14 protein-coding genes are annotated in these 17,107 nt (G+C 67.0%); 11 read left to right on the forward strand and 3 right to left on the reverse strand.

Translation table 11 applies throughout. The features are described from left to right. Positions 1-268: 268 nt before the first annotated feature. Together AX018_RS13625 and AX018_RS13630 are read right to left on the reverse strand one after the other, a co-directional pair. Positions 269-1,195, reverse strand: a complete 927-nt coding sequence (locus tag AX018_RS13625) for an aldose 1-epimerase (protein ID WP_111877893.1) — start codon at positions 1,193-1,195, stop codon at positions 269-271. Between the two features lie 69 nt (positions 1,196-1,264). Further along, the gene (locus tag AX018_RS13630; RefSeq protein ID WP_211322431.1) at positions 1,265-2,200 is read right to left on the reverse strand and encodes an SMP-30/gluconolactonase/LRE family protein; all 936 of its coding nucleotides are present in this window, start codon (positions 2,198-2,200) and stop codon (positions 1,265-1,267) included. Between the two features lie 122 nt (positions 2,201-2,322). On the opposite strand from AX018_RS13630, the gene AX018_RS13635 reads away from it, so the two are divergent. Then, complete coding sequence (locus AX018_RS13635) at positions 2,323-3,129, forward strand: SDR family NAD(P)-dependent oxidoreductase (protein WP_111877896.1); 807 nt, start codon at positions 2,323-2,325, stop codon at positions 3,127-3,129. Positions 3,130-3,243: 114 nt separating this feature from the next. Here AX018_RS13635 and AX018_RS13640 read toward each other — a convergent pair whose 3' ends face one another. Further along, complete coding sequence (locus tag AX018_RS13640) at positions 3,244-4,203, reverse strand: LysR family transcriptional regulator (RefSeq protein ID WP_111877898.1); 960 nt, start codon at positions 4,201-4,203, stop codon at positions 3,244-3,246. Positions 4,204-4,307: 104 nt separating this feature from the next. Between AX018_RS13640 and AX018_RS13645 the strand changes: the two genes are divergently transcribed. The 10 genes from AX018_RS13645 (at position 4,308) to AX018_RS13690 (ending at position 17,103) form a co-directional block, all read left to right on the forward strand. Beyond that, positions 4,308-5,759 (forward strand): aldehyde dehydrogenase family protein, encoded by a 1,452-nt coding sequence (locus AX018_RS13645; RefSeq protein WP_111877901.1) that lies wholly within the window; start codon positions 4,308-4,310, stop codon positions 5,757-5,759. A 51-nt stretch (positions 5,760-5,810) separates the two neighbouring features. Then, a complete protein-coding gene (locus AX018_RS13650) occupies positions 5,811-6,773 on the forward strand; it encodes an ABC transporter substrate-binding protein (RefSeq protein ID WP_111877991.1) in 963 nt (320 codons plus the stop codon). A 75-nt stretch (positions 6,774-6,848) separates the two neighbouring features. Then, positions 6,849-7,919 (forward strand): multiple monosaccharide ABC transporter substrate-binding protein, encoded by a 1,071-nt coding sequence (chvE, locus tag AX018_RS13655; RefSeq protein ID WP_111877904.1) that lies wholly within the window; start codon positions 6,849-6,851, stop codon positions 7,917-7,919. A gap of 78 nt (positions 7,920-7,997) precedes the next feature. After that, positions 7,998-9,515 (forward strand): multiple monosaccharide ABC transporter ATP-binding protein, encoded by a 1,518-nt coding sequence (gene mmsA, locus AX018_RS13660; RefSeq protein ID WP_111877906.1) that lies wholly within the window; start codon positions 7,998-8,000, stop codon positions 9,513-9,515. A gap of 9 nt (positions 9,516-9,524) precedes the next feature. After that, positions 9,525-10,730: a multiple monosaccharide ABC transporter permease gene (gene mmsB, locus AX018_RS13665; RefSeq protein ID WP_415841988.1), complete on the forward strand. Its 1,206-nt coding sequence runs from the start codon at positions 9,525-9,527 to the stop codon at positions 10,728-10,730. A 20-nt stretch (positions 10,731-10,750) separates the two neighbouring features. Beyond that, on the forward strand, positions 10,751-12,289 hold the full coding sequence (locus tag AX018_RS13670) for a sugar ABC transporter ATP-binding protein (protein ID WP_111877911.1): 1,539 nt from the start codon (positions 10,751-10,753) through the stop codon (positions 12,287-12,289). Further along, positions 12,282-13,337: an ABC transporter permease gene (locus tag AX018_RS13675; protein WP_111877914.1), complete on the forward strand. Its 1,056-nt coding sequence runs from the start codon at positions 12,282-12,284 to the stop codon at positions 13,335-13,337. Before AX018_RS13670 ends, AX018_RS13675 begins: the two co-directional genes overlap by 8 nt. Continuing rightward, entirely contained in the window at positions 13,334-14,374 is a 1,041-nt protein-coding gene (yjfF, locus tag AX018_RS13680) for a galactofuranose ABC transporter, permease protein YjfF (protein ID WP_170146252.1), read from the forward strand. Before AX018_RS13675 ends, yjfF begins: the two co-directional genes overlap by 4 nt. A 34-nt stretch (positions 14,375-14,408) precedes the next feature. Beyond that, positions 14,409-16,142, forward strand: coding sequence for an IlvD/Edd family dehydratase (locus AX018_RS13685; RefSeq protein WP_111877920.1), 1,734 nt, complete (start codon positions 14,409-14,411; stop codon positions 16,140-16,142). Between the two features lie 22 nt (positions 16,143-16,164). Further along, on the forward strand, positions 16,165-17,103 hold the full coding sequence (locus AX018_RS13690; RefSeq protein ID WP_111877923.1) for a dihydrodipicolinate synthase family protein: 939 nt from the start codon (positions 16,165-16,167) through the stop codon (positions 17,101-17,103). Positions 17,104-17,107: the final 4 nt, after the last annotated feature.

Consider the following 17,107-nt stretch of genomic DNA (forward strand, 5'->3'; position numbering starts at 1 on the left):
GGGAAGCATTGCCTTGGGATGCCCTCTGCCCTAGCGTGGCCAAAGAACTGTTGCCGAGCCCAAGACTGCTGCCGCTGACGATGCCAACCATTTTTATCCACCCTCGATCGATGTTCACTGCTGGAGCCGCAAAGGGGGAAATCCCCGGCCCGTATGCCAATGCATCCGCAGCAAAACGAGAGTGTTGAGGAGAGACCCTTTGGATCAGTCGGGATTCCATTCCCCCTGTCGGCCGCATCAGCCATCGCGTCGAAACCCGATACGGGACTCACAGGCAGCGGCCATAGCGCCATTGCACGCGCAGCGCCAGGGCCTGCCCCTGGGCCAGGATGCGCAGGCCCGGCAAACCAGGCAGGTGGAAGGCATCGATGGGCTGGGTGATGGGCTCGAAGCAGAATGCCGGCCCCTGGGGCGGGCGGTAGATCAGGCAGCAGTGCTGCGCTGCGCCGCCGTCCTGCACGAAGTCGGGCATATGGGCCGTGAGCTGCAGGCCCCATTCGGGCCATTCGATGCGCGCCGTGCCGCCCCAGCCGGTGTAAGCGTTGTCGATCAGGCTCCCGTGGGCCGACACCCCTGCATTCAGATCCCAGCCGGGCGGAAACAGCGTGGTGTGCTCGGTGGGCAGCGGATCGCTGCCACTGAGCCAGACCGCCTGCACGGGCGCCGTGATCCGCGTGGCTGGCGTGCGCGGAAACCAGGGGTGCAATCCCAGGCCATACGGCAGCGGCTGCACGCCGCAGTGCCGCACCTGCACGCATTGGTCCAGGCCGCCGTCCACCAGGCGAAAGGTCTGCACACACTCGTAGTCATAAGGATTGCCACCAAAGCACTCTGACCGCAAAGCCATCTCCAGGGTGTCGCTGGCCGGCTGTCGGATCGTCCACGGCTGCAGCCAGCCATCCCCATGGATGGGGTAAGGCTCGCCAGCGCGGTTGGGCTGCATGGGATGGAATTGCCCTCCGTGCGAGAACCCCTCACCGCTCATGCGGTTGGACCAAGGCACCATGGCGAAGGAAGCCATCTGGTACATATCCGGCGTCTTGCCATCCCAAGGCCGCCACAGATCCATGCGGGCCTCCGAGCCCCGGGGGCCATCCATCTGCCAGGCCGCGACACTGCCCCCTAGAGAGGGGACCAACCCCAGGTGCTGGCCGGCATGGTGGAGCCAGACGATGGGATGGAAGACATCGTTCATGGGCGGGCTTTCTTGGAGGGTGGCGAAGGGTTTACCCAAAGCGCCAGCGGCGAACGCGCCATGCAGCCCTCAGCCGCCAAACAGATGCGCGGGCAAGCCCGGGCTGTCCACCGAGACGGCGAACAGCGCCCCCGCCAGCGGCTCGGCCGACAGTTGTGCGGGCGTCAGGCCCACGCGCGCCGAGGTGATGAACAGCGTGCACAGGTCGGCCCCACCAAAGGCGCACGTGGTGACCTGGCTCACCGGCAACGTCACGCGGCCCAGCTCTGCGGCCGTCACGGGATCGTGGCAGGTCACGCAGGAGCCGCCCCAGTGCGCAATCCACAGGCGCCCCAGGGCATCGGTGGTCATGCCGTCGGGCGCACCCTCCTCGGGGAGCCAGCGTTTCCACAGCGCCTTGCGCGACAAAGTGCCCGTGGCGGGATCGCAGTCGTAGCGGTAGGTGCAGCCTTCGATGGTGGCGTTGAAGTACAGCCCACCAAGTGACCACGCAGGGCCGTTGGTCACGGCAAAACCATCGTCGTGGCGCGTGCAGCGGCCATCGGGGTCGTAACGGTAGAGTGCGCCGGTGGGCGCCTGGCAGGCAAAGTCCATGGAGCCTGCCCAGAAACGCCCCTGCGCATCGCACTTGCCGTCATTGAATCGGTTGCCCTGGCGTTCGGGCTCGGGCTGGTGCAGGTAGCGGGGCTCGGCATCCGTGCCCGGATGGAAAAGGGCAAAGCCCCTGCGCAAAGTCACGATGAGGCCGGGGGCCTGGGCCCGCTCGGCCAGGGCCGAGATTTCTTCTGCGAAGACCCAGCAACGGTACGCGCCGCTCACCGGGTCCCAGCGGTGCAAATGGCGCGCGAGGATATCCACCCAGTACAGCGCCTGCTCACGCACCGACCACAGCAGGCCCTCGCCCAGTTCCGAGCCCAGCGCCTGCACGCAACACGCCGCGCCAACCACAGGCGCAGAAAAGGCCGAGGCCCATGGTCTGGCGATGGAAGTATCCAGGTGGTTCACGCGGGTCTCCAGTCGTTGTGGATGCCCATGTCTTTCGCATGGCTCTTGACGGTGGGCATCTTATCAACGCAAATTGATGCTTGTAATCCATATTTTTATCATCAATCAATACCAATATTGATATGCCATATTCCCCACCCATCTCCACAGCTTCATCCCAACCTCAGGGTCTTTCGCTTTTTCCCAGCCTGCGCGGACGCTCGGTGTTTGTCACGGGGGGCGGCAGCGGCATCGGCGCCGCCATCGTCGCGGCGTTTGCCGAACAGGGCGCTCGCGTGGCATTCGTCGACGTGGCCCAGGAGGCGAGCGAGCAGTTGGCGCAGCAACTCGCGGAGGCGGGGATGGCACGCCCCTGGTGGCGCGCATGTGATGTGCGCGATATCGAGGCACTGCGCGCTTCCATCCATGCGGCAGCCGCAGAGCTGGGTGATTTTTCCGTGCTGGTGAACAACGTGGCCAGCGACGACCGGCATACGCTCGAAGCCGTGACGCCGGACTATTACGATGAGCGCATGGCCATCAACGAGCGCCCCGCCTTCTTCGCCATCCAGGCCGTGGTGCCGGGCATGCGCCGGCTGGGCGCGGGTTCGGTCATCAACCTGGGCTCCACCGGCTGGCAGGGCAAGGGCGCAGGCTACCCCTGCTACGCCATCGCCAAATCGTCGGTGAACGGGCTGACCCGGGGCCTGGCACGCACCCTGGGGCGCGACCGGATCCGCATCAACACCGTCTCGCCCGGCTGGGTCATGACGGAGCGGCAGATCAGGCTCTGGCTGGACGCCGAGGGCGAGCAGGAGCTTGCACGCAACCAGTGCCTGCCCGACAAGCTGCGCCCGCACGACATTGCACGCATGGTGCTGTTCCTGGCCTCGGACGACGCGGCGATGTGCACCGCGCAAGAGTTCAAGGTGGATGCCGGCTGGGTTTGATCCCGACGGCCTTCGACGGGCTTGCAAGGGTTTGCCCCGGGCGCGAGGCCACAAGCAGTGCTCCAGCACTGAAAAGCGAAGCAACGCAGTTATCTTTGGGATGGCGAAGCCGCATCAGTCGGGATCCAGGCGGCACCCGTACTGGACCAGGCTGGTCTGCTTGAGAGCCTTCATCATCACCTTGGCCGCGGGCGACAGCAGGCGATCCGTGCGGGTGATGATGCCGAAGGCATCCATGTGGCAGGGCATGGAGATCGGCAGCACGGTGACGATGCCGTGGGCCGCATAGTAGTGGGCCACATCGGCACCCAGCACCGCGATCATTTCACTTTGCTGCAGCATGCGGGTGATGAACAGCAGCGCCGAGGTTTCCACCGTGTCGATCGGCGGCGCCAGACCATCCTGCTGAAACATCAGATCGAACCGGTGCCGCAGCACACTGCCCGCGGGCGGCACGATCCAGCTGGCCGAGAGCACATCGCGCAGGGTCAGGCCGCTCATGCCCGACAGCGGGTGGCCAGGGCGCGTGACGGCACAGACCAGTTCCTCCGTCAGCGACTCATAGCGCAGGTTGTTCTTGTCATGCTCGGCAAACAGCCGCCCCACCATGATGTCGAGCTTGCCTTGCTCCAGCCGCTCCAGCAGCACCGGGCTGGTCTCGATGTCCAGTGAAATGCGCAGGCTGGGATGCTCCCGCTTGACCAGGGCCACGGCCGCCGGCAGCAGGCTCAGGCCCGGCGACGTGATGGCGCCAATGCCCACTTGGCCGTAATGCCCGGTCTTGAGCGCACCGATCTCGTCGTGCGCCTGGTTCAGGTTGGCCAATGCCATGCGCGCGTGCCGGATCATGGTTTCGCCGTACCAGGTGGGCCGCATGCCCCGGGGCAGGCGCTCGAACAGCGGCACCTCCAGGACATCCTCCAGGTCCTTGAGCAGCTTGGACGCGGCCGGTTGCGTCATGCTGAGCACCTGGGCCGCACGGTGGATGTTGCCCTCCTCCGCAAGAGCCACCAGCAACAGCAATTGCCGCGTCTTGAGGCGCGCACGGATGAACCAGTGGTTGTAGGTGCTCATGGGGTTTTCCAGAATGCAAGGATAGATATGTATTTTGTCTAGAAAACTATTGGATCGATACGAAAATCATCCATAGACTTTGCCGCAACAACAGCAAAGGTCCCATGAAGCTCGGCGACATGCAGCAGACCCCTCGGCACCTGATCAACGGGCGTTGGGAAATCGGCACCACCACCGGGGTGAGCACCAACCCGTCGGACACCCGCGAGGTGGTGGCCGAATACGCACGGGCGGATCGCAACCAGACCGAGCTGGCGGTGCGCGCTGCCGCCGACGCCCTGCCCTACTGGAGCCAGAGCACCCCGCAGCGCCGCGCGGATGTGCTGGACATGGTCGGCAGCGAACTGCTGGCCCGCAAGGACGAGCTGGGCGCCTTGCTGGCCCGCGAGGAGGGCAAGACCCTGCCCGAAGCCGTGGCCGAAGTCACGCGCAGCGGACAGATCTTCAAGTTCTTTGCCGGCGAGGCACTGCGCATACCGGGCGAGCTCATGGCGTCGGTGCGCCAGGGCGTGCAGGTGGATGTGACCCGCGAGCCCGTGGGCGTGGTGGGCGCCATCGCGCCCTGGAACTTTCCCTTCGCCATCCCCGCATGGAAGATCGCCCCGGCCCTCGCCTACGGCAATACGGTGGTGTTCAAGCCCGCCGAACTGGTGCCCGCCTGCGGCTGGGCACTGGCCGAGATCATCAGCCGCAGCGGCCTGCCCGCCGGTGCCTTCAATCTCGTCATGGGCAGTGGCCGCGAGGTGGGCCAGACGCTGGTGGACCACCCGCTGGTCAATGCACTGAGCTTCACCGGCTCGGTTTCGACGGGCGACCGCATCCTGCGCTCGGCCACGGCGCGGCGCGCCAAGGTGCAGCTGGAGATGGGCGGCAAGAACCCCCTGGTCGTGCTGGCAGATGCCGACCTGGAGCAGGCCGTCGAGTGTGCCCTGCAAGGCGCCTACTTCTCCACCGGCCAGCGCTGCACCGCCTCCAGCCGCCTGATCGTGGAAGCCCGCGTGCACGACGCATTCGTGGCCCGGTTGCGCGAGCGGCTCGCCAGGCTCAAGGTGGGTCACGCGCTGGAGCGCGGCACCGAAATGGGCCCGGTGGTGGACGGCACGCAACTGGAGCAGAACCTGGACCACATCGGGATCGCACGCGGCGAAGGCGCCGAGCACATCTGGGGCGGCGAGCGCATCGATCGCCCTACCCCGGGCCATTACATGAGCCCGGCGCTCTTCCTGGCCCGGCCCGAGCAGCGCATCGCCCGCGAGGAAATCTTCGGCCCCGTGGCCTGCGTGCTGCGTGCCGACGACTACGAGCACGCGCTGGCGCTGGCCAACGACACGCCGTTCGGCCTGTGCGCGGGCATCTGCACCCAGTCGCTCAAGCACGCCATGCACTTCAAGCGCCACGCCGCCGTCGGCATGACGATGGTCAACCTGCCGACGGCGGGCGTGGACTTCCACGTGCCCTTCGGCGGGCGCAAGGACTCAAGCCATGGCCCGCGCGAGCAGGGCCGCTACGCCGCCGAGTTCTATACCACCGTCAAAACCGGTTACATGCTGGCCTGACCACCGGCGCTACAACTGCGCCATCGATTATTAAAACCAGGAGACACGATGATGAAGCTGAACCGCCGCACCCTTGCCATCGCCCTCGCCTGCGCGCCCGTGACGGCCTTCCTGCCGGCCGCATGGGCGCAAAAGCCCATCGTGCTGGGTTTCAGCCAGGTCGGCGCCGAAAGCGAATGGCGCACGGCCAACACTGAATCGATCAAGTCGGCCGCCAAGGACGCCGGCATCGAGTTGAAGTTCTCCGATGCCCAGCAAAAGCAGGAGAACCAGATCAAGGCGCTTCGCTCCTTCATTGCGCAGAAGGTGGACGTGATCGCGTTCTCTCCCGTCGTCGAGTCGGGATGGGAACCGGTGCTGCGCGAGGCCAGGGCCGCCAAGATCCCCGTGGTGCTGACCGACCGCTCGGTCAACGTGAAGGACACCTCCCTGTATGTCACCTTCATGGGCTCGGACTTCGTGGAGGAAGGCCGCAAGGCCGGCCGCTGGCTGGTCGAGAAGATGAAGGACCAGAAGGGCGACGTCCACATCGTCGAGCTGCAGGGCACCGTGGGATCGGCCCCGGCCATCGACCGCAAGAAGGGCTTCGAGGAAGTCGTCAAGGCCGACCCCAAGTTCAAGATCCTGCGCTCGCAGACCGGCGACTTCACGCGCGCCAAGGGCAAGGAGGTGATGGAAGCCTTCCTCAAGGCCGAGGGCAGGAAGATCAACGTGCTCTACGCGCACAACGACGACATGGCCATCGGCGCGATCCAGGCCATCGAGGAGGCCGGCCTCAAGCCCGCCAGGGACATCACCATCATCTCCATCGATGCGGTCAAGGGCGCGTTCGAAGCCATGATCGCCGGCAAGCTCAACGTGAGCGTGGAATGCAGCCCGCTGCTGGGCCCGCAGCTCATGAGCGCCGTCAAGGACATCCAGGCCGGCAAGGCCGTGCCCAAGCGCATCGTGACGGAAGAAGGCATCTTCCCCATGGAAGTCGCCGCCAGGGAATTCCCCCACCGCAAGTACTGATCCAGTGGATCGACGGCGCGCCACGGACAAGGTTGGCAGTGCCCGCACACACCGATAAAACCAGGAGACCAGACCATGAAACGAGCAGCACTCAAGGCCATTGCCGCCACCCTTGCCCTGGGGGCCTTCGGCGCCCTGCCCCCGGCACAGGCCCAGGACAAAGGCAGCATCGGCATCTCGATGCCCACCAAGTCGTCGTCGCGCTGGATCGCCGACGGCGACAACATGGTCAAGGTGCTCAAGGAGCGCGGCTACAAGACCGACCTGCAGTACGCGGAAGACGACATCCCGAACCAGCTCGCGCAGATCGAGAACATGATCACCAAGGGCGCCAAGGTGCTGGTGATCGCCGCCATCGATGGCACCACCCTGTCCAAGGCCCTGCAGAGCGCGGCCGACAAGGGCATCAAGGTCATCGCCTACGACCGCCTGATCAAGGGATCGAAGAACGTGGACTACTACGCCACCTTCGACAACTTCCAGGTCGGCGTGCTGCAGGCCGACTCCATCGTCGACAAGCTGGGGCTCAAGCAGGGCAAGGGGCCGTTCAACATCGAACTCTTCGGCGGATCGCCCGACGACAACAACGCCTTCTTCTTCTACGACGGCGCGATGAGCGTGCTGCAGCCCTACATCGACGGCGGCAAACTGGTGGTGCGCAGCAAGCAGACGGGCATGAACAAGGTGGGCACGCTGCGCTGGGACGGCGCGGTGGCCCAGGCGCGCATGGACAACCTGCTCTCGGCCTACTACGGCAAAGAAAAGGTGCATGCCGTGCTCTCACCGTACGACGGGTTGTCCATCGGCATCCTGTCCTCGCTCAAGGGCGTGGGCTACTGCACGGCCCAGCAACCCTGCCCCGTGGTCACCGGCCAGGACGCCGAGGTGCCCTCGGTCAAGTCCATCGTCAAGGGAGAGCAGTACTCCACCGTTTTCAAGGACACGCGCGAACTCGCCAAGGTGGCCGCCAACATGGTGGATGCCACGCTCTCGGGCAAGCAGCCCGAGATCAACGACACCAAGACCTACAACAACGGCGTGAAAGTGGTGCCCTCGTACCTGCTCAAGCCGGTGTCGGTGGACGCTTCCAACTGGAAAACCATCCTGGTGGGCAGCGGCTACTACCAGGAATCGCAGATCAAGTAAGCCGCAGCCCCGGCGGCCGCCCCATGGGCCGCCGGCCCAGCAGGCGGCCCTGCCGACCCGCCAGGAGACTCCGAGACCATGCTTCTTGAAATGCGGAACATCCGCAAAACATTCCCGGGTGTGGTGGCGCTGAACCAGGTGAACCTGCGCGTGAAGGCGGGCGACATCCACGCCATCGTGGGCGAGAACGGTGCGGGCAAATCCACCCTGATGAAGGTGCTCTCCGGCGTCTATCCGCACGGCAGCTATGGCGGCGAGATCGTCTTCGACGGGCAGGAGCGCCGGTTCTCCGGCATCCGGGACAGCGAGCGCCAGGGCGTGATCATCATCCACCAGGAACTGGCCCTGGTGCCCCTGCTCTCCATCGCCGAGAACATCTTCCTGGGCAACGAAACCGCACGGCACGGCGTGATCGACTGGATGGACGCGCACGGCAAGGCCCAGGCACTGCTGCGGAAAGTGGGCTTGCGCGAATCGCCCGAGACGCCCATCGCCCACCTGGGCGTGGGCAAGCAGCAGCTGGTGGAAATCGCCAAGGCACTGTCGCGCCAGGTGCGGCTGCTGATCCTGGACGAACCCACCGCCAGCCTGAACGAGAACGACAGCCAGGCCTTGCTCGACCTGCTGCTGGAGCTCAAGGCCCAGGGCATCACCTGCATCCTGATATCGCACAAGCTCAACGAAATCTCGCGCGTGGCCGATGCCATCACCGTGCTGCGCGATGGGAGCACGGTGGAGTCGCTGGACTGCCGCGCCGCCCCGGTCAGCGAAGACCGGGTGATTCAGGCCATGGTGGGCCGCGAGATGGCCGACCGCTATCCCCGGCGCGAACCCCATATCGGCGAGACCGTGTTCGAGGTGCGCGACTGGCATGCCTACCACCCCCAGCGCCCCGACCGCGCCTTCATCAAGGGCATCAACCTGCGGGTCCGAAAGGGCGAGATCGTGGGCATCGCCGGCCTGATGGGGGCCGGCCGCACCGAGCTGGCCATGAGCATCTTCGGCCGCTCCTGGGGCCAGCGCATCAGCGGGCAGGTGCTGCTGCACGGCCGCCCCATCGACGTGGGCACGGTGGAGAAGGCCGTGCGCCACGGCCTGGCCTACGTGACCGAAGACCGCAAGGGCAACGGACTGGTTCTGAACGAGGACATCCAGTTCAACGTGTCGCTGGCAAACCTCCATGGCGTTGCCACGGCCGCCGTGATCGACGGCGGCCGCGAGCACCGGGTGGCGCAGGACTACCGCGAGAAGCTGCGCATCCGCTGCTCCGGCGTGGACCAGAAGACCCTCAACCTCTCGGGTGGCAACCAGCAGAAGGTGGTGCTGAGCAAGTGGCTCTTCACCAACCCCGAGGTGCTCATCCTCGACGAGCCCACGCGCGGCATCGACGTGGGCGCCAAGTACGAGATCTACACCCTCATCGCCCGATTGGCGGCCGAGGGCAAGTGCGTGATCGTGATCTCGTCGGAAATGCCCGAGCTGCTGGGCATCTCCGACCGCATCTACGTGATGAACGAAGGCCGCTTCGTCGCCGAGATGCCCACGGCCGAGGCCTCGCAGGAAAAGATCATGCGCGCCATCGTGAAAGCCCATTGAATGCCCCCCATGACCTCCTCCACCGCCCCCGCCGCCAGCGCACCGGCCCACCCGACCCGGTCGCTCCTGGACCACGCAAAGCACAACCTGCGCGAGTACGGCATGCTGATCACGCTGGTCGCCATCATGGGCTTCTTCCAGTACATGACCGACGGCACGCTGATGCAGCCGCTGAACCTCACCAACCTGGTGCTGCAGAACAGCTACATCGTCATCATGGCGCTGGGCATGCTGCTGGTGATCGTGGCCGGACACATCGATCTTTCGGTAGGGTCGGTGTGCGGCTTCATCGGGGCGCTGGCTGCCGTGCTGATGGTGCAGCACCAGTGGCACTTCGTGCCTGCCACGCTGGCCTGCCTGCTGTGCGGGGGACTCATCGGTGCGGTGCAGGGCTGGTTCGTCGCGTTCTCGCGGATCCCGTCGTTCATCGTCACGCTGGCGGGCATGCTGGTGTTCAAGGGCCTGGCGCTCGCGCTGCTGGCGGGGCAGTCGGTCGGGCCTTTTCCGGAAGGTTTCCAGATGCTGAGCTCGGGCTTCATGCCCGAGCTGTTCAGCGTGGAGGGCCTCAAGCTGACCTCCCTGCTGTTGGGCCTGGCGGTGGCCGCGGCCCTGGTGGTGGCGGGCGTGCGCGCCCGGGCCAGCCGGCTGCGGCACGGGGTGCAGGTCGAGCCGATGGCGTTCTTCCTGGCCCGCACCGCGGTCTTTGCCGCGCTGCTCATCGGCCTCAGCTACCTGCTCGCCTCGTACAAGGGGCTGCCCAATGTACTCATCGTGATGGTGCTGCTGATCGTGCTGTTCGACTTCGTGACCAGCCGCACCACCATCGGCCGGCGCATCTATGCCATGGGCGGCAATGAAAAAGCGGCCAAGCTTTCGGGCATCAAGACCGAACGCCTTTCGTTCTACGCTTTCGTCAACATGGGCGTGCTCGCGGCCCTGGCGGGTCTGGTGTTCGCCGCGCGCCTGAACACCGCGACGCCCAAGGCCGGCCTGGGTTTCGAGTTGGACGTGATCGCGGCCTGCTTCATCGGCGGGGCCTCGGCCTCGGGCGGCGTGGGCAAGGTCATGGGCGCGGTGATCGGCGCCTTCGTGATGGGTGTGATGAACAACGGCATGTCCATCCTGGGCATCGGCATCGACTACCAGCAGGTGATCAAGGGCGTGGTGCTGCTGGCAGCCGTGCTGGTCGATGTGTACAACAAGAACAAGGCCTGACGTCGCCGGTGAGCATGCCCATGAACGCGCCCACGACCCCATCCCTCCCGGCACCCGTGCTGGAACTGGCGGGCATCCACAAGCTGTTCTCCGGCATCCCGGTGCTGCGCGACGTGCAGTTGCGCCTGTACCCCGGCGAGATCCACGCCCTCATGGGCCAGAACGGCGCCGGCAAGTCCACGCTCATCAAGGTGCTCACCGGGGTGCTCAAGGCCAGCGGCGGCCGGATGCGCCTGGCGGACGAGGCGGTGTGGCCGGCCTCCCCCCAGGCCGCCCAGCGCCTGGGCATCAGCACGGTGTACCAGGAGGTCAACCTCTGCCCCAACCTCTCGGTGGCCGAGAACATCTTCGCGGGCCGCTATCCGCGCCATGGCCTGGCGCAGGGCTTTCGCATCGACTGGGCACGGCTGCACCAGCGCGCGCGAGAGCTGGTAGCGCGCATCGGCCTCCGCATCGACGTGACGCGCCTGCTTTCGGACTACCCCGTGGCCGTGCAGCAACTGGTGGCCATTGCCCGTGCGCTGAGCATCGAGGCGCGCGTGCTGATCCTGGACGAGCCCACCTCCAGCCTGGACGACGACGAGGTGAACAAGCTCTTCGACGTGCTGCGCCGGCTGCGCGACGAGGGCCTGGCCATTGTCTTCGTGACCCATTTCCTGAACCAGGTGTATGCCGTGTCGGACCGCATCACGGTGCTGCGCAACGGCAGCTGGGTGGGCGAATGGCCGGTGCAGGACCTGGGCCCGCAGGCCCTGATCGCCGCCATGCTGGGCCGGGACCTCACCACACAGACAACGCCATCCCCCGCCCTGCCCCCGGCGCATGCTGCTGGCGCCACGCTGCTACAAGCCGAAGGCCTGGGACAAAGCGGCCAGATCCATCCGCTGGACCTGCAGATCCGCGCGGGCGAGGTCGTCGGTCTGGCGGGCCTGCTGGGCGCGGGCCGCACAGAACTGGCGCGGCTGCTGTTCGGCCTGGAAAAACCGGACCGCGGCATGCTGCGCATCGATGGCCAGGCGGTGGCGTTCGCGAACCCCATGGATGCCATCCGGCACGGCCTGGCGCTCTGCCCCGAGGAGCGCAAGACCGACGGCATCGTGGCCGGGCTCTCGGTGCGCGAGAACATCGCGCTGACACTGCAGGCCCGCATGGGCATGGGCCGCTGCCTGTCCCGCGCCGAGCAGACCGCCCTGGCCGACCGCTACGTGCGGCTGCTGGGCATCAAGACCGCCAGCGTGGACACCCCCATCGGCCTGCTCTCGGGTGGCAACCAGCAGAAGGCCATCCTGGCGCGCTGGCTGGCCACCGAGCCGCGCCTGCTGATCCTCGACGAGCCCACGCGCGGCATCGACGTGGCGGCCAAGCAGGAAATCATGGAGCAGATCCTGCGCCTGGCGCAGGCCGGCATGGCCGTGCTGTTCATCTCCTCCGAGATGGGCGAGGTGGTGCGCGTGGCCCACCGCATCGTGGTGCTCCGCGACCGCCGCAAGGTCGGCGAGTTGCCGGCGGGCAGCGCCGAGAACGCGGTCTACGAACTCATCGCCGCAGAACATGCCTGAAGCGCGCAACACCCCCTCCGCCCTCGCCGCGCTGCTGCGCCACCGCCTGGCCTGGCCGGTGATCACGCTGCTGCTCCTGCTGGCCGCCAACGCGGCCTTCAATGCGGGCTTCCTGCGCATCGAATGGCGCGACGGGCACCTCTACGGCAGCCTGATCGACATCCTCAACCGCGCGGCGCCGCTGGTGCTGGTGTCGCTGGGCATGACGATGGTGATCGCCACGCGCGGCATCGACATCTCGGTGGGCGCCGTGGTGGCCATCGCGGCGGCCGTGGCCGCCTGGCTGATCGGTGGTTCGGCATCGGCCGGCGGCAGCCGCTTTCCGCTGCCCGTGGCCATCCTGGGCGCCATCGGGGTGGCCGCGCTGTGCGGTCTGTGGAACGGCGTGCTCGTGGCCCGCGTGGGCATGCAGCCCATCATCGCCACGCTGATCCTCATGGTGGCCGGCCGGGGCATCGCCCAGCTCATCACCGATGGCCAGATCATCACCATCTACTACACGCCCTACTTCTTCATGGGCGGCGGCTACCTGGCCGGGCTGCCGTTCTCGCTGTTCATCGTGGCGGCGGTGTTCGCGGTGCTGTACCTGGCCGTCACGCGCACGGCCCTGGGCCTGTTCGTCCAGGCCGTGGGCATCAACCCCACGGCGGCGCGCGTGGCCGGCGTGCAGGCAGGCCGCCTCACCGTGGCCACCTACGTGTTCTGCGGGGTGTGCGCGGGCATCGCCGGGCTGCTGATCAGCTCCAACGTGAAAAGCGCCGATGGCAACAACGCGGGCCAGCTGCTGGAACTGGACGCGATCCTGGCCGTGACGCTGGGCGGCACGGCGCTCACCGGCGGCCGCTTCAGCCTGGTGGGCAGCGTGATCGGCGCGCTCATCATCCAGACGCTGACCTACGCGATCTATTCGCTGGGGGTGCCGCCGGAGGTCAACCTGGTGGTCAAGGCCGTGGTGGTGTTCATCGTCATGCTGCTGCAGTCGCCGGAATTCCGTGCCCAGGTGGTCGGTCTGGCGCGCCGGCCCGGCCCCGGAGGGGTTCTGCCATGAGCGCCGTTCCCAGAACAGCAAGCCTTGGCGCCATGGCCGACCCCGCGCCGCAGGCCTCCGCGAGGCGCTCCTGGCGCAACCCCCGATACCTGCCGCTCGCCGCCACGGTCTCGCTGTTCCTGGCCATGGCCACGCTGGGCTCGGTGCGCTACTCCGGCTTCTTCTCGGCCCAGGTGTTCCTCAACCTGCTGATCGACAACGCCTTCCTCATCATCGTCGCCGTGGGCATGACCTTCGTGATCCTCTCGGGCGGCATCGATCTTTCGGTGGGCTCGGTGGTGGCACTGAGCACCATGGTGCTGGCCGCCCTGGTCGAGCACCAGGGCTGGAGCCCGCTGGCGGCCGTACCGCTGGTGCTGCTCATGGGCACGGCCTTTGGCGCGTTCATGGGGTTCCTGATCGAGCGCTTTCGCCTGCAGCCCTTCATCGTGACGCTGGCCGGCATGTTCCTGGCGCGCGGCCTGTGCTACCTCATCAGCATCGACTCGATCAGCATCACCCACGAGGCGTATTCCGAGCTGTCGCAATGGCGCCTGCCGCTGCGGGAGGGCGCTTCGCTCTCGCTGGGCGCGCTGATCGCCATCGGCGTGCTGCTGGCCGCCCTGTTCATCGCGCACGGCACCCCGTTCGGCCGCGCGGTCTATGCCGTGGGCGGCAACGAGAACTCTGCCGTGCTGATGGGGCTGCCCGTGCGGTCCACGCTGGTGGGCGTGTACACGCTCTCGGGCTTCTGCTCTGCGCTCGCCGGAGTGGTTTTCACCCTCTACATGCTCTCGGGCTACGGCCTGCACGCCACCGGCATGGAACTGGATGCCATCGCCGCCGTGGTGATCGGCGGCACCTTGCTCACCGGCGGCGTGGGCTACATGGCGGGCACGCTGTTCGGCGTGCTGGTGCTGGGAATCATCCAGACCCTGATCTCGTTCGACGGCACGCTCAGCTCATGGTGGACGCGCATCGTCGTCGGCGTGCTGCTGTTCGTCTTCTGCCTGCTGCAGCGCCTGCTCACGCGCCGCGCATCCAACCAGCGGCCCTGACCTTCTTCATTCATCCCTCCGCCCCGCATCCGCCATGACCACCACCCCACGCAAACTACGCTCGGCCGAATGGTTCGGCACGGCCGACAAGAACGGCTTCATGTACCGCAGCTGGATGAAGAACCAGGGCATCCCGGACCACGCGTTCGACGGCCGCCCCATCATCGGCATCTGCAACACCTGGTCGGAACTCACACCCTGCAACGCGCACTTTCGCAAGATCGCCGAACACGTCAAGCGCGGCATCTATGAGGCGGGAGGGTTCCCGGTCGAATTCCCGGTGTTCTCCAACGGCGAGTCGAACCTGCGCCCCACCGCCATGCTCACGCGCAACCTGGCCAGCATGGACGTGGAGGAGGCCATCCGCGGCAACCCCATCGACGCCGTGGTGCTGCTGGTGGGCTGCGACAAGACCACCCCCGCCCTGCTGATGGGCGCGGCCAGCTGCGACGTGCCGGCCATCGTGGTCACGGGCGGCCCCATGCTCAACGGCAAGCTCGAAGGCAGGAACATCGGCTCGGGCACGGCCGTGTGGCAACTGCACGAGTCGCTCAAGGCCGGCGAGATCGAATTGCACCAGTTCCTGGCCGCCGAGGGCGGCATGTCGCGCTCGGCGGGCACCTGCAACACCATGGGGACGGCCTCGACCATGGCCTGCATGGCCGAAGCGCTGGGCACCTCGCTGCCGCACAACGCGGCCATCCCGGCGGTGGATGCGCGCCGCTATGTGCTGGCCCACATGTCGGGCCGGCGCATCGTGGAGATGGCCCACGAGGGGCTCACGCTCTCCAGGATATTGACGCGCGAGGCGTTCGAGAACGCCATCCGCACCAATGCCGCCATCGGCGGCTCGACCAACGCCGTGATCCACCTCAAGGCCATCGCGGGCCGCATCGGCGTGCCGCTGGACCTGGAGGACTGGACGCGCATCGGCCGCGGCACGCCCACGCTGGTGGACCTGCAGCCCTCGGGCCGCTTCCTGATGGAGGAGTTCTACTACGCGGGCGGCCTGCCCGCCGTGCTGCGCCGCCTGGGCGAGAACGGCCTGCTGCCCCACCCGGGCGCGCTCACCGTCAACGGCAAGAGCCTGTGGGACAACGTGCGCGAGGCACCGCAATACAACGACGAGGTGATCCGCCCGCTGGACAAGCCGCTGATCGCCGACGGCGGCATCTGCATCCTGCGCGGCAACCTGTCGCCGCGCGGCGCGGTGCTCAAGCCCTCGGCCGCCTCCCCCGAACTGCTCAGGCACCGGGGCCGCGCCGTGGTGTTCGAAAACCTGGAGCATTACAAGGCACGCATCATCGACGAGAGCCTGGACATCGACGCCAGTTGCGTGATGGTGATGAAGAACTGCGGCCCCAAGGGCTATCCGGGCATGGCCGAGGTGGGCAACATGGGCCTGCCCCCAAAGCTGCTGCGCCAGGGCGTGAAGGACATGGTGCGCATCTCCGACGCGCGCATGAGCGGCACGGCCTACGGCACCGTGGTGCTGCACGTGGCGCCCGAGGCCGCCGCGGGCGGGCCGCTGGCCGCCGTGCGCGATGGCGACTACATCGAGCTGGACTGCGAGCAGGGCCGCCTGCACCTCGACATCAGCGACGAGGAACTGGCCGCGCGCCTGGCCGCCCTCTCGGACACCGACCACGGCGGGCGGGGCGGCTACCAGCGCCTCTATGTGGACCACGTGCTGCAGGCCGACGAGGGCTGCGACTTCGATTTCCTCATCGGCTGCCGGGGTTCTGCCGTGCCGCGCCATTCGCACTGATGCCCCCTTTTCCCGCAACGACATGCAAGCAACAACCTCATCCCGGCCGCCCCGCTACCGCGGCATCTTCCCGGTGGTGCCGACCACCTTCCATGAGGACGGAAGCCTGGACCTGGGCAGCCAGAAACGCTGCCTCGACTTCATGATCGATGCCGGCGTGGACGGCGTGTGCATCCTGGCCAACTTCTCCGAGCAGTTCTCGCTCTCGGATGCCGAGCGCGAGACGCTCACCCGCCTGTCGCTGGAGCACGTGGCCGGCCGCGTGCCCGTGATCGTCACCACCACGCACTACGGCACCCGCGTGTGCGCGGAGCGCAGCCGTGCGGCGCAGGACATGGGCGCGGCCATGGTGATGGTCATGCCGCCCTACCACGGCGCCACCTTCCGTGTGCCCGAGGCGCAGATCTACGAGTTCTATGCCCGCGTGTCGGACGCCATCGGCATTCCCATCATGGTGCAGGACGCGCCCGCCAGCGGCACCGTGCTCCCGGCCCCGTTCCTCGCGCGCATGGCGCAGGAGATCGAGCATCTGGCTTACTTCAAGATCGAGGTGCCCGGCGCCGCCAGCAAGCTGCGCGAGCTGATCCGCCTGGGCGGCTCGGCCATCGAAGGCCCCTGGGACGGCGAGGAAGCCATCACCCTGCTGGCCGACCTGGACGCCGGCGCCACCGGCGCCATGACGGGCGGGGCATTTCCCGACGGCATCCGCCCCATCATCGAGGCGCACCGCCAGGGCGACGCCGACCAGGCCTTCGCGCTCTACCAGCGCTGGCTGCCGCTCATCAACCACGAGAACCGCCAGGGCGGCATCCTGACCGCCAAGGCATTGATGAAGGAAGGCGGCGTGATCGCCTGCGAGGCTGGCCGCCACCCCTTCCCCGCCATGCACCCCGAGGTGCGGCGGGGCCTGATCGGCATCGCGCGCCGGCTCGACCCGCTGGTGCTGCGCTGGGCCAGGTAAGCCA

The organism is Paracidovorax anthurii (genome assembly GCF_003269065.1).
GTDB lineage: Bacteria > Pseudomonadota > Gammaproteobacteria > Burkholderiales > Burkholderiaceae_C > Paracidovorax > Paracidovorax anthurii.